At 64.0% G+C, this 11,543-nt stretch carries 15 protein-coding genes; 3 read left to right on the forward strand and 12 right to left on the reverse strand.

Annotation, left to right across the window (positions count from 1 at the left end):
* Window positions 1-79 precede the first annotated feature (79 nt).
* On the reverse strand, window positions 80-247 hold the full coding sequence (locus tag GPICK_RS17870; RefSeq protein WP_236685714.1) for a hypothetical protein: 168 nt from the start codon (window positions 245-247) through the stop codon (window positions 80-82).
* Between GPICK_RS17870 and GPICK_RS14030 the strand changes: the two genes are divergently transcribed.
* Entirely contained in the window at window positions 170-1,051 is an 882-nt protein-coding gene (locus tag GPICK_RS14030; protein WP_039744203.1) for a LysR family transcriptional regulator, read from the forward strand. The two genes, GPICK_RS17870 and GPICK_RS14030, sit on opposite strands and share 78 nt — an antisense overlap.
* Before the next feature lie 204 nt (window positions 1,052-1,255).
* On the opposite strand, the gene GPICK_RS14035 is transcribed toward GPICK_RS14030, so the two are convergent.
* Together GPICK_RS14035 and trxB are read right to left on the reverse strand one after the other, a co-directional pair.
* Complete coding sequence (locus GPICK_RS14035) at window positions 1,256-2,785, reverse strand: YifB family Mg chelatase-like AAA ATPase (RefSeq protein WP_039744204.1); 1,530 nt, start codon at window positions 2,783-2,785, stop codon at window positions 1,256-1,258.
* Between the two features lie 3 nt (window positions 2,786-2,788).
* Window positions 2,789-3,739 (reverse strand): thioredoxin-disulfide reductase, encoded by a 951-nt coding sequence (gene trxB, locus GPICK_RS14040; RefSeq protein WP_039744205.1) that lies wholly within the window; start codon window positions 3,737-3,739, stop codon window positions 2,789-2,791.
* A 169-nt stretch (window positions 3,740-3,908) separates the two neighbouring features.
* Between trxB and GPICK_RS14045 the strand changes: the two genes are divergently transcribed.
* Complete coding sequence (locus GPICK_RS14045; RefSeq protein ID WP_039744206.1) at window positions 3,909-4,910, forward strand: cation diffusion facilitator family transporter; 1,002 nt, start codon at window positions 3,909-3,911, stop codon at window positions 4,908-4,910.
* A gap of 23 nt (window positions 4,911-4,933) precedes the next feature.
* Window positions 4,934-6,139 (forward strand): threonine ammonia-lyase, encoded by a 1,206-nt coding sequence (gene ilvA / locus GPICK_RS14050; protein ID WP_039744207.1) that lies wholly within the window; start codon window positions 4,934-4,936, stop codon window positions 6,137-6,139.
* On the opposite strand, the gene GPICK_RS17875 is transcribed toward ilvA, so the two are convergent.
* From GPICK_RS17875 to GPICK_RS14090, 9 genes are all read right to left on the reverse strand, one after another.
* Complete coding sequence (locus GPICK_RS17875) at window positions 6,093-6,368, reverse strand: glycosyltransferase family protein (RefSeq protein ID WP_236685577.1); 276 nt, start codon at window positions 6,366-6,368, stop codon at window positions 6,093-6,095. The two genes, ilvA and GPICK_RS17875, sit on opposite strands and share 47 nt — an antisense overlap.
* Entirely contained in the window at window positions 6,365-6,799 is a 435-nt protein-coding gene (locus GPICK_RS17880; protein WP_236685578.1) for a TIGR04282 family arsenosugar biosynthesis glycosyltransferase, read from the reverse strand. Before GPICK_RS17880 ends, GPICK_RS17875 begins: the two co-directional genes overlap by 4 nt.
* Window positions 6,800-6,946: 147 nt before the next feature.
* A complete protein-coding gene (gene folE2 / locus GPICK_RS14060) occupies window positions 6,947-7,726 on the reverse strand; it encodes a GTP cyclohydrolase FolE2 (RefSeq protein ID WP_039744208.1) in 780 nt (259 codons plus the stop codon).
* A gap of 89 nt (window positions 7,727-7,815) precedes the next feature.
* Window positions 7,816-8,496: a 7-cyano-7-deazaguanine synthase QueC gene (gene queC, locus GPICK_RS14065; RefSeq protein WP_039744209.1), complete on the reverse strand. Its 681-nt coding sequence runs from the start codon at window positions 8,494-8,496 to the stop codon at window positions 7,816-7,818.
* Between the two features lie 61 nt (window positions 8,497-8,557).
* Entirely contained in the window at window positions 8,558-9,748 is a 1,191-nt protein-coding gene (locus tag GPICK_RS14070) for a phospholipase D-like domain-containing protein (RefSeq protein WP_039744210.1), read from the reverse strand.
* A gap of 139 nt (window positions 9,749-9,887) precedes the next feature.
* Window positions 9,888-10,088, reverse strand: a complete 201-nt coding sequence (locus tag GPICK_RS14075) for a hypothetical protein (RefSeq protein WP_039744211.1) — start codon at window positions 10,086-10,088, stop codon at window positions 9,888-9,890.
* Between the two features lie 48 nt (window positions 10,089-10,136).
* Complete coding sequence (locus GPICK_RS14080; RefSeq protein ID WP_039744212.1) at window positions 10,137-10,358, reverse strand: NifU family protein; 222 nt, start codon at window positions 10,356-10,358, stop codon at window positions 10,137-10,139.
* A gap of 55 nt (window positions 10,359-10,413) precedes the next feature.
* The gene (locus GPICK_RS14085; RefSeq protein WP_039744213.1) at window positions 10,414-10,875 is read right to left on the reverse strand and encodes a ferritin family protein; all 462 of its coding nucleotides are present in this window, start codon (window positions 10,873-10,875) and stop codon (window positions 10,414-10,416) included.
* A complete protein-coding gene (locus GPICK_RS14090) occupies window positions 10,872-11,543 on the reverse strand; it encodes an HAD family hydrolase (RefSeq protein ID WP_052263449.1) in 672 nt (223 codons plus the stop codon). Before GPICK_RS14090 ends, GPICK_RS14085 begins: the two co-directional genes overlap by 4 nt.

The raw sequence follows: 11,543 nt of genomic DNA on the forward strand, positions 1-11,543 counted from the left end.
TTTGTCTGTACGCCTCAGTGCCCTTGTGGACAGCTTCCATTTCTCATGAACCAATCGCCAAGTTAAGTGATTTTGACTGTCAAAGAAAAGATACCACTTGTGCTTTGATAATAAAAATATATTGTTTGTATTGTATCGATAAATAATAGTTATCAATCAGGGAAAGGTCATGGATCTCAGGCAGCTGCGCTTCTTTGTAGAAATCGCCCGGCACGGCAACTTCACCAAGGCGGCGGAACAGTTGCACGTTGCCCAGCCGGCGGTCAGCATGGCGATCAAGAAGCTGGAAGAGGAGCTGGACCTGGTCCTCTTCAGCCGCCAGGAAAGGAAGGTAGCTTTGACGGCTGAGGGGAAAATCTTCCTCGCGCATGCTCGGAGAGTCCTCGCGGAGGTGAAGGCGGCTGAAATGGAAATGGGCGAGTTGCACGGTTTGAGCAAGGGAGAGGTGCGGGTGGGCATTCCTCCGATGCTCAGCGCCTATTATTTCCCCGACATCATCCGTGACTTCGTGAGGCGTTACCCTAACCTCCATCTGTCGGTCTACGGCGAGGGGGCCTGGCGTATTCAGAAGATGATCGAACAGGGGGAACTGGACATGGGGGTCATTGCCGCCGGCATCTATCCGGAAAATCTTGAGGTCCGCCGGTTCCTGCGGGAGGAGGTCGTAGTCTGCGTGCCAAAGGGGCACTCTTTTGCTGGTCGGAAGGCAGTAAGCTTCGATGAGTTTATGCAACAGCCCCTGGTCTTCTACAAGGAAGGGTATTACATCCGCGAGCTTATATTCGACGTGACAAAGGGGACCGGCATCGCGCCCAATATCGTGTTCGAGACGAACCTCTTCTCGCTCGTCAAATCGCTCGTGCGAAACGGCCTGGGGATATCCACGTTCCTCCGGATGGTCGTCTCGAATGACGAAGACCTGAGGGCGGTATCGTTTGACCCGCCGCTGTATCTCGATCTCCTAATTGCCTGGAAAAAGCTGGGCTACCTGTCGCGGGCCAATCGGGCGTTTGTCGATTTCTTGCTTGACCAGACAAAAGACATTCCATGATTATTAGCGCAACTCTCCATAATAATGTCTTGGGGGCGTAAGTGAGGTATAACCTACTCCGGATGATTGCATCAAACAAGGGAGCGTTATGGAAACTCGGATTGATGAAATTGCGCCTGACATCTATCGTCTGTCGATCTACATCAAAAGGGTTGTCATACGATGCTTTCTCCTCGTCAATATCACGTTGATGACTTTCTGGGGTTAAACCCTTTTCCGATCCAAACTCCGGTACTGGATTGCTTCGGCGATATGCTGCTCGCGGATCGATTCGCTGCTATCCAGATCGGCAATCGTGCGGGCCACTTTGAGGATGCGGGTGTAGGTGCGGGCCGAGAAACCAAGCCGATCGGTTACCAGCTCCAGCATGCGGTTGCCGGCCGGATCCAGCTCGCAGTATTTCTTGATGAAGCGCGGCGTCATCTGGGCGTTGCAGTGGATTTTTGTACCTTTGTAGCGCTCCAACTGGATTTCCCTCGACCGTGCCACTCGCTTAGCGATCTCAGCGGAACTCTCCGAGTCACTCCGGTCTACAAGGTCACGATATTTGACTGCTGGAACCTCGATGTGAATGTCTATTCTGTCGAGCAAAGGCCCGGAAATACGCGATCTATAACGCTGAATTCCTACCGGAGTACATGTGCATACATGATTAATATCTCCTAAAAATCCACAGACGCAGGGATTCATGGCAGCGACGAGCATGAAGCGCGACGGGTAGGTGAGGGAGATGAGCGCCCGGGAGATGGTGACCCGGCCATCCTCCAGCGGTTGCCGGAGCACCTCCAGGACGTGCTTCTTGAATTCGGGCAATTCGTCCAGGAAGAGCACCCCGTGGTTCGCCATGGAGACCTCGCCGGGGCGGGGAATATTGCCGCCGCCGATGAGGCCGATGTCGGAGATGGTATGGTGCGGGGCCCGGAATGGCCGCTGGGCGACCAGGGCGCTCTCCCGGTCCAGGAGCCCCATGACGCTGTAGACCTTGGTGGTCTCGATCGCCTCTTCAAACGACATCCGTGGCAGGATGGTGGGGATGCGGCGCGAAAGCATGGTCTTGCCGGAACCGGGCGGTCCGATCATCAGAATATTGTGCGATCCGGCGGCGGCCACTTCGAGGGCCCGCTTGGCGTGCTCCTGCCCCTTGACCTCGGAGAAATCGTCTCCCCCTTCACACCCCTGCTCGAACATGGCCGCCACGTCGATCCGGTGCGGAACGAGCTCCCGGCTGCCGTTCAGAAACTCCACCACCTCGGCGAGCTCCGCCACTCCCACCACATCGATCCCTTCGACCACCGCCGCCTCGGGGGCGTTCTCCCGGGGAACGACGATGCCGCGCACGCCGGCATTGCGGGCCGCCACCGCCACCGGCAGGCAACCCCGCACCGGCTTGACGCTCCCGTCGAGGGAGAGTTCGCCGAGGAGGAGGTACTCCCTGAGCCGCTCCCCCTTCACCACGCCGGTGGCGGCGAGGATGCCGACAGAGATCGGGAGATCGAAGGCGGCCCCCTCCTTCTTCAGGTCGGCGGGGGCCAGGTTGACGGTGATCTTGCGGGGAGGAAAGTCGTAGCCGCTGTTCTTCAGGGCCGACTTGACCCGGTCCTTGCTCTCCTTCACGGCGCCGTCGGGGAGCCCCACGGTGGCGAACTGGGGAAGCCCCTGGGCGATATCGACCTCCACGTCGACGATCACCGCGTCGATCCCGAGCAGGGCGCTGGAAAGGACCTTGGCGAGCATGGGTCAGGGCTTCAGCATGTCGAGGTAGCGCTCGGCATCGAGGGCCGCCATGCAGCCGGTGCCGGCGGAGGTGATCGCCTGGCGGTAGATCGGGTCCTGGACGTCGCCGGCGGCGAAGACCCCGGGGACGCTGGTGGCGGTCACGTTCCCCTCGTTGCCGCAGAGGGTCCGGATGTAGCCGTTCTCCATGTCGATCTGGCCGGCGAAGAGCTCCGTGTTCGGCGTGTGCCCGATGGCGACGAAGACGCCGTGCACCGGGATCTCCTTGGTGGAGCCGCTCCGGTGGCAGACCCGGATGCCGGTCACCCCCGACTCGTCGCCGAGGACCTCGTCGAGGACGTGGTTCCACTCGATGGTGACATTCCCCCCCTTGGTCTTCTCGATGAGCTTGTCGGCCATGATCTTCTCGGAACGGAGCCGGTCACGGCGGTGGATGACGGTGACGTGGCTCGCGATGTGGGAGAGGTAGAGGGCCTCCTCCACGGCGGTGTTGCCGCCGCCGATGACCGCCACCGGCTTGCCGCGGTAGAAGAAGCCGTCGCAGGTGGCGCAGGCCGAAACCCCTTTCCCCTTGAACTTCTCCTCCGACGGCAGCCCCAGGTAACGGGCCGACGCGCCGGTGGCGATGATGAGGGCGTCGCAGGTGTAGGCCCCGCTGTCCCCCTCCAGGCGGAACGGGCGCTCCCGGAGATTTACCTTATTGATATGGTCATAGATGAAGGTGGTGTTGAACCGCTCGGCATGGAGCCGCATCCGCTCCATGAGATCCGGCCCCATGACGCCGTCGGCGTCGCCGGGCCAGTTGTCCACCTCGGTGGTGGTCATGAGCTGCCCCCCCTGCTGGAGACCGGTGATGAGCGCCGGCTCCAGGTTGGCCCGGGCGGCGTAGACGGCGGCGGTATAGCCGGCGGGGCCGGAGCCGAGGATCAGGAGCCGGTGATGAATTGCTTCCATATTAGAAACCTCCAAAGAAAACGGTGGCGCTACAATACCAGCAACGACGCGAAATTGCAAGGAGAGAGCGGTTCTTTACCATTGACCGGTGGGGGGTGCTCTGTTACACTTTTCTTCTCATGAAAGCGCCGCCGGGATGCCGGTTCCCGGCCGTCCCGCGAGGTATCCGATGCACGCCGACTCACACCTTGACCAAAGCATCACCGGACGCTTCAAGTACGCCATCGCCCTGACGGCCCTGACGCTGGTGGCCGAGGTCGCCGGGGGGATCTGGACCAACTCCCTGGCGCTCCTCTCCGACGCGGCCCACGTCTTCCTCGACCTCTTCGCCCTGATCCTCTCCCTGGCGGCCATCAAGCTCTCGTCGTTTCCCGCCTCCGACACCCGCACCTTCGGCTGGCACCGGACCGAAGTCTTCGCCTCCTTCATCAACGGCGTGACGGTCTTTCTCATGGCCCTCGGGATTTTCTACGAGGCGTGGGGACGGCTCTTCAGCCCTCAGGAGGTGAAGAGCGTCCCGATGCTCGTCATCGCCGCGGTGGGACTGGTGATGAACCTGGTGGCGGCCTCGGCGCTCCACGGCCACTCCCACGACGACCTCAACGTCCGCAGCGCCTTTCTCCACGTGGTCGGCGACGCCGCCGCCTCGGTGGGGGTCATCATCGGCGGCACCATCATCTACTACACCAACTGGTACCTCCTGGACGCCATCATCTCCATCGGGATCGGCTGTGTCATCTTCTCGGGGTCGTGGCGGGTAATCCGCGAATCGGCCCACATCCTCCTCGAAGGGGTCCCGCGGGGGATGACCACCGGGGAGGTGGCCGACGCCATCGCCGCCATCGAGGGGGTGAACGCCGTTCATCACCTGAACATCTGGACCATCTGCTCCCACATCCTGGCCCTCTCGGCCCACGTGGACGTCATGCCGGAGTACAAGGCACGGCAGGCGGAGGTGCTGCGCCGGATCGAGGAGTTCCTCTTCGAGCGCTACCATATCTCCCACACCACCCTTCAGGCCGAATGCACCCGGTGCGTCGAGGCCCCGGTCATCAAGGAGCTGCGGCACCGTCCCCGCCATGGACAACCCCATGACCACCACGGCCACGACCATCACCACACCCACGGCCACCCCTGCAGCCACGACCACGACCACGGTCACCCCCACTGACCGTTCAGGAGCCCCGCGACGCCATGCTCCCCTACGCCCTGATCCACGAAGCCGCCGACCGCCTCAAGAAGCGGGTGCGGCGCACCGAGATGATCCCCTCCCACCACTTCAGCGAACGGCTCGGCATCCCGGTCCACTTCAAGTGCGAAAACCTGCAGCGGACCGGCGCCTTCAAGATCCGCGGCGCCCTCAACTTCATGCTCTCCCAGCCCCGGGAAGCGCTGGCCCGCGGGGTCATCACCGCCTCGGCGGGAAACCACGCCCAGGGGGTCGCCTTCTCCGCCGACCTCCTGGGGGTACGGGCGACGGTCTTCATGCCGGAGAGCACCCCGCCCCAGAAGGTGCAGGCGACCAAGGAGTACGGGGCCGACGTGGTGCTGGCGGGGAAGAACTTTGACGAGGCCTACGCCGCCGCGGTCCAGAGCCAGAAGGAGACCGGGGCGCTCTTCGTCCACCCCTTCGACGACCACCTCGTCATGGCGGGCCAGGGGACCATCGGCCTGGAAATCCTCGAAGAGCTCCCCGACGTCGGAACGATCCTCGTCCCCATCGGGGGGGGCGGGCTCATCGCGGGGATCGCCACGGCGGTGAAGGAGACCCATCCCCACGTCCGGATCGTCGGCGTGGAGTCGAAGGCCGCCCCCTCCATGCACTATTCGGTAAAAAAGGGGAAGATCCTGGAGGCCCCCCTCACGGTGACGCTGGCCGACGGCATCGCCGTGAAGAAGGTGGGGAAGAACACGTTTCCCATCGTGCGGGAACTGGTGGACGAGGTGGTGCTGGTGGACGAGGAGGAGATCGCCCTCGCCATCGTGGCGCTGCTGGAACGGACCAAGCTCCTGGTGGAGGGGGCAGGGGCGGTGACCCTGGCGGCCCTCCTGAACGGCACGGCGGGGAAGCCGGCCGGCAAGACCGTCTGCGTCCTGTCGGGGGGGAACATCGACGTGAAGACCATCGCCACGGTGGTCGAGCGGGGGCTCCTGGCCGCGGGGCGCTACCTGAAGCTCAAGGTGCTCCTGGACGACATCCCCGGCTCCCTGGCAAAGCTCGCCGCCGACATCGCCGCCACCCGGGCCAACATCTCCCTCATCACCCACGAGCGCCGCTCCAAGGACCTCCCCCTCGGCAAGACCGAGGTCCTGCTGGAGCTGGAGACCAGGGGGTACGAGCATATCGAGGAGGTCATCGACCACCTGCGCGGGGGGTACGAGGTGGATGTGGTGAAGTGAGGCCGCCCCGTCCCCCGAGCCCGAGGATGAACTCCCGGGTGCGGGGGGCACGGCTCTCCGGTGCCGCAAGCCCCGGCCGCCGCAGGTCAGCGACCGTATCCACGTCGTACCACGGGGGGAGGAGCGCCGTGGCGAGCCCCGCCTCCGCCGCCCGGACGAGGGAGCGCTCCAGCACCTCCTCCGTGGACCACGGGATCCGGGCAAAGAGTTCCGGATGAAAGCGCTTCATCCCCAGAAGGTAGTACCCCCGTCCGCGCTCGGCCCGAAGACCACATCGACATCCGGATCCGCCAGCAGCTCGTAGGCGCGTTCGACGAACTCCGGCGGCAGGTCGGGGGAGTCGGTGCCGACAATCGCCACCCGGCGGTACCCCTGAGCAAACGCCCGGCGAAACGCCCCCGCCATCCGCTCTCCCAGATCGTCCCCCTCCTGGGGGAAAAGCCCCACCGACGGCATGGTCGCCTCGAAATAGTCCCGCCCCCCTTCCCCGTAACAGAGGTGAAGCGCCACGCCCGTTATTTGGCCGACATTCGCGAGAACGTCGAAGAGCATGCAGCGGTAGAGTTCCGCGGCCTCCACCGCCGAAAGTGGCGGCACAAGCCTGGTCTTTACACGGCCAGGAGTCGGTTTTTTGGCGAAGATCAGCAGCGCTTTTGACATGGGAAACCGGGGCTCACCGGGTCTTTGGGAAGGGATAACCGCTAGCCTTATCCACAACTTTGGGCTTTTTCCACACAGTTATCCACAACCGCTGTCGACAACCCGGATGGCGCGGCAAAGCAAATAACGTGCAAAAATGAAAAGTTTTTATTGTTTATTTCGCTTGTCCCGCTCGATGGCCGCATAGGCCGAATGCTTGTGGATCGACTCGTAGTTCTCGGCCTCCACCGAGAACCAGGTGATGGCCTCCTCCGCGAGGAGCTTCTGGGTCGTCTCCCGCACGATATCCTCCACGAATTTGGGATTCTCGTAGGCCCGTTCGGTGACGAACTTCTCGTCCTCCCGCTTCAGGAGCGACCAGACCGGGCTCGAACCGCACTCCTCGATCATCGCCACCAGGTCCTCGATCCAGATGAAATCGCGGTAGCGGACCCGCACCGTGATAGCGCTCCGCTGGTTGTGGGCGCCGTAGCGCGAAAGCTCCTTGCTGCAGGGGCAGAGGGAGGTGACCGGCACCGTCACCCCGAGGACGAAGTCGAACTCCTCCCCCAGGGTGCCGACGAAGGAACAGGTGTATTCCATGAGGCTGCGGGCGCCGGAGACCGGAGCGCGCTTCTCGATGAAGTAGGGAAACTCGATCTCCAGATGGGCCGACGAGGCGCCGAGCTTCTCCTTCATCTTCTGGAGGATCGGCTCCATCTTGTCGAGGGCGATCTCCTCGCGGTAGGCGTTGAGGATCTCAATGAAGCGGCTCATGTGGGTCCCCTTGAAGTGGTGGGGGAGATCCACGTACATGTTGACCCGGGCCACGGTCTGCTGGAACTTCCGGTTCTTGTCCATCACCACGATGGGGTAGGAGATATCCTTCACCCCGACCTTGCTGATGGGGATCTTCCGGGTGTCGGGGGTCTTCTGCATGTCGGGCATGGGGGCGGTCGCCCCTTCGGTTTCTCTGCGCTTTGAAGTCATCGGTCTCTCGAAAGGTAAAATGTCGTGCGCCGGGGAACGGGGACCGCCTAGCGCGTCACGTACGGCACCGGGTCCGCTACCCCCGCCTCGGCAAACCCTTTCAGCCGCAGGCGGCAGGAATCGCAGAGGCCGCAGGCAAACCCCTCCGGGGTCGGGTCGTAGCAGGAGTGGGTGCGGCCGTAGTCGACGCCGAGCTCAAGCCCCTTCCGGATGATCTCGGCCTTGGTGAGGCTGATGAGGGGGGTGTGGATCTGGAAGCGCCCCATCCCCTCCACCCCCGCCCTGGTGGCCAGGTTTGCCATCGTCTCATAGGCGGTGATGTATGCGGGGCGGCAGTCGGGATACCCCGAGTAGTCGAGGGCGTTGACCCCGATGAAGATGTCGAAGGCACCCAGCACTTCGGCCCATCCGAGGGCGAAGGAGAGGAAGATGGTGTTGCGGGCCGGGACGTAGGTGACGGGGATCTCGTCCCCCACCCCCTCCTTGGGGACGGCGATGTCGGCGGTGAGGGCACTCCCCCCCACCTTGCGCAGGTCGAACTCCACCACCATGTGGTCCACCGCCCCCAGGGGGCGGGCGTTGGCCTTGGCCACCTCGAGCTCGTGGGTATGGCGCTGGCCGTAGGAGAAGCTCATGGCATAGGGCTCGAACCCTTCGGTCCGGGCGATGGCGAGACAGGTGGTGGAATCGAGTCCCCCGCTGTAGAGGACGACGGCTTTTTTCGACATGGTGGCACCTCGGGGGAGTGGAGTACGCGCCATCCTACACCAGGGGGCGGGCCCCGGCAACCTAAAGAAACCAGCTCACCGTGCCGCAGAGCCGCTCCAGCAGGCGGACATGCCAGCCGCGGCGCTCATGCTCCTCCAGCACCACGGGGCGGGAGCCGGCCAGGTCGGCGGCGAACATCTCGGCCACCTGGCGGCCGAAGTCGTGGCTCACGACGATGGCGTTCACCTCGTAGTTGCGGTGAAAGCTCCGGTTGTCGAGATTGGCGGAGCCGACCACCCCCCACCCGTCGTCGATGAGCATCACCTTGGCGTGGAGGACGGGCCCCTGCCGTTCGTGGATCTCGATCCCCGCCCGCAGCAGCGGCGCGTAGTAGCTCCGGCTCACGAGCCCCACAAGCGGTACGTCGTTCTTGGCAGGGAGGACGAGCTGCACCCGGACCCCCCGCCGGACCGCCCGCAGCAGCGAGCGGACCACCCGCGGCCCCGGCACGAAGTACGGGTTCATGATCCGGATCGATTCGGCGGCCCCGGCCATGGCCGCCAGGAAGGCGTTGCGGATGAAGGAGCGGCTGCGGTGGGGCCCTCCGGCCACCACCATCACCTCGGCATCCCCCATGCCGGCCACCGGAATCTCCTCGGCGAGCCAGCAGAGCGGCGCCCGCCCCCCCTCCTCCTGCCAGAACTCCCGGAACAGCTTCACCAGCGCCGCCACCGCCGGCCCGTCGATCCGCACCCCCACATCCCGCCACCGCTCGACGACGCGGCCGAACCCCGAGTACTCGTCACCGATATTGGCGCCGCAGATGAAGGCGGTCTCCCCGTCCACCAGCGCCATCTTGCGGTGGTCGCGCTTGTCGAACCAGGCGAGTCCCCGGCGAAACGGCGGCGGATTGAAGGCGAGGCAGCGGACCCCCCCCCGTTCAAGGCGGCGGAAGTAGGTGGCGGGGGTCTCGAAGGAGCCGATGTAATCGTAGATCAGGGAGACGTCCACCCCCCGGGCGGCGGCTGCCAGGAGCGCCTCGGCAAAGGCGGCGCCGGTAGCGTCGTCCCGCACGATGTAGAACTCCGCGTGGATATGGTGGCGCGCCTCGGCGCACGCCGCCAGCAGGGCCGGGAAGAACTCCCCGCCGCTGCGGTAGAGCTCAACCCGGTTGCCGCGGGAGTGGGCCACCTCGCCGCTGCGCCGGAAAAACCGGAGAAAGCGCGGGGCACGGCCGGCAGCGCGGATATTCTTGCGGTGAATGACGGACATGGGAATCGGCTCCCGTTTCAGGGCAGCGCGGGCGAAGGTGTGACCGCAAGGGAGAACGGGGCGGGACGGATGGGTGGCGCTGTCCCTGCTTCGCAAACGACGAAGGCGCGGGGGGAAACCCGCGCCTTCGACTGATGCTTCATTCCTCGTAGGCGATGACCCTGACGAGTCCGATGGTCTCGCCCGTGTCGTCGGTTGTCGGGGTGTCGGAAACGGAAACGATCCGTTTCACGCCGTTTTCGGCCACGAACCTGTTGACCTGCCCATCGAGCTCCGCGAGCTCCTTCATGGTCTTCAGGGGCCGGATCTCCATGCCGAACGTCTTGACCTTGTATGCCACGGGACACCTCCTGTTTCCCCGAGCCGGCACGGCGGCCGGGAACGCCTGCTACACCGAGACCACTTCCTTGACCCCCGGCACCTTCTCCTTGAGGGTCCGCTCGATCCCCATCTTGAGGGTCATGGTCGACATGGGGCAGTGACCGCAGGCACCGACGAGTTTAACCTTCACCACGCCGTCCTCGGTGACCTCCACGAGCTCCACATCGCCGCCGTCCGCCTGGAGCGCGGGGCGCACCATATCGAGAACCTTCCTGACTTCTTCCACCATCGTTGTCTCCTCCTTGTGGTTTATCCTGCCGTATGTCGCCGGGCCGGAAGGGAAACTACCCCCCCTTGAGCGCCCGGTATCTCTCGGTGACCACCCGCAGGTGTTCCGCCTCCTCGTCCCGCAGGGCCTTGAGCATGCTCTTGCCGTCCGGGTCGCCGGTCTTTTCCATGAGGGACTCGAAGTAGTCGATCCCCTTCCTTTCGATCTCCATGGCGATCTCCAGGGCCTGAAGATCATCGGTGTCGAAACCGACCTGCGTCTCCCCCGGCGCCGCCGGATCGAGGACGATGGTGGAACCTCCGTAGAAGACCCAGCGCCCCCCCTCGTGGAGCGATTCGTAGAGCTCGGTGAGCTTCAGGTAGTGCTGCTCCTCGGTCTTGGCAAGCCAGCGGAAGATCCGCTTCCCTTCGGCGTTGAAGGTCTTGTGCTCCGCCTTGGTGTAGAAATCGAAGGTCTCCTTCTCGATCTCCATGGCGCGCATGATGGCGTCGAGGGTCTCTTTCCGGGTTTCGTTCATCGGTGCTCCTCACTCATGATGGAATGCAATGCAAGCAGCTCGTCGACGCTGCGTGAAAGATATACCTGGCATCCGAGCTCCGCCGGGAGCCGCAGATCGATGTCGTACCGGTCCCCGACGAAGAGACACTCCTCGGGGCACACCCCGGCAGCGCCGATGATCTCCTCAAGGGTCTGCCGGTCCGGCTTGGGGCGCCAGCTCTCCTCGATGGTCACCACGCGCCGGAACGCCCTTGCCAGGCCGAGGCCGGCGAGGATCCGCTCCGCGAGGGAACGGTTGTTGTTCGTGTAGAGGATGAGTTCGGCCCGCCTCGCCAGATCCCGCAGGAAGCGGATCACCCGCTCGTCCCGCACCAGGAACGGCGAAGGATCGATCTCGGCGGCAAAGCGGCAGTGCAGCTCCCGCAGGTCCCCCCCCAATTCGATGGTGGCATGGCTCAGGGACGACCGGAAGCCGGTGCGGGCGGTGAGCTCCGCCTTTGTCTCCCGTATGAGCCGGTCGGCCTCCTCCGGGGTGATACCACGCCGTTCGGCCAGGTAACGGGCCGCGACGGCGGCAATCTCCTCCCCCAGCTCCCGGCTGACGTAGAGGGTGCCGTCGAGATCGAACACCACGGCCTTGACCCCCCCCAGGGCGCCGTCTCCGCCGTCCTGGCTCAAGTCTATCAT

Source organism: Geobacter pickeringii, assembly GCF_000817955.1.
GTDB lineage: Bacteria > Desulfobacterota > Desulfuromonadia > Geobacterales > Geobacteraceae > Geobacter > Geobacter pickeringii.

Bases quoted from the DNA above. Each gene is read 5' to 3' on its own strand.
- GPICK_RS14030 (WP_039744203.1), top strand. From the start codon at position 170: ATGGATCTCAGGCAGCTGCGCTTCTTTGTAGAAATCGCCCGGCACGGC.
- GPICK_RS14035 (WP_039744204.1), bottom strand. From the start codon at position 2,785: ATGCTCGCCAAGGTCCTTTCCAGCGCCCTGCTCGGGATCGACGCGGTG.
- trxB (WP_039744205.1), bottom strand. From the start codon at position 3,739: ATGGAAGCAATTCATCACCGGCTCCTGATCCTCGGCTCCGGCCCCGCC.
- GPICK_RS14045 (WP_039744206.1), top strand. From the start codon at position 3,909: ATGCACGCCGACTCACACCTTGACCAAAGCATCACCGGACGCTTCAAG.
- ilvA (WP_039744207.1), top strand. From the start codon at position 4,934: ATGCTCCCCTACGCCCTGATCCACGAAGCCGCCGACCGCCTCAAGAAG.
- GPICK_RS17875 (WP_236685577.1), bottom strand. From the start codon at position 6,368: ATGAAGCGCTTTCATCCGGAACTCTTTGCCCGGATCCCGTGGTCCACG.
- GPICK_RS17880 (WP_236685578.1), bottom strand. From the start codon at position 6,799: ATGTCAAAAGCGCTGCTGATCTTCGCCAAAAAACCGACTCCTGGCCGT.
- folE2 (WP_039744208.1), bottom strand. From the start codon at position 7,726: ATGCCCGACATGCAGAAGACCCCCGACACCCGGAAGATCCCCATCAGC.
- queC (WP_039744209.1), bottom strand. From the start codon at position 8,496: ATGTCGAAAAAAGCCGTCGTCCTCTACAGCGGGGGACTCGATTCCACC.
- GPICK_RS14070 (WP_039744210.1), bottom strand. From the start codon at position 9,748: ATGTCCGTCATTCACCGCAAGAATATCCGCGCTGCCGGCCGTGCCCCG.
- GPICK_RS14080 (WP_039744212.1), bottom strand. From the start codon at position 10,358: ATGGTGGAAGAAGTCAGGAAGGTTCTCGATATGGTGCGCCCCGCGCTC.
- GPICK_RS14085 (WP_039744213.1), bottom strand. From the start codon at position 10,875: ATGAACGAAACCCGGAAAGAGACCCTCGACGCCATCATGCGCGCCATG.
- GPICK_RS14090 (WP_052263449.1), bottom strand. From the start codon at position 11,543: ATGATAGACTTGAGCCAGGACGGCGGAGACGGCGCCCTGGGGGGGGTC.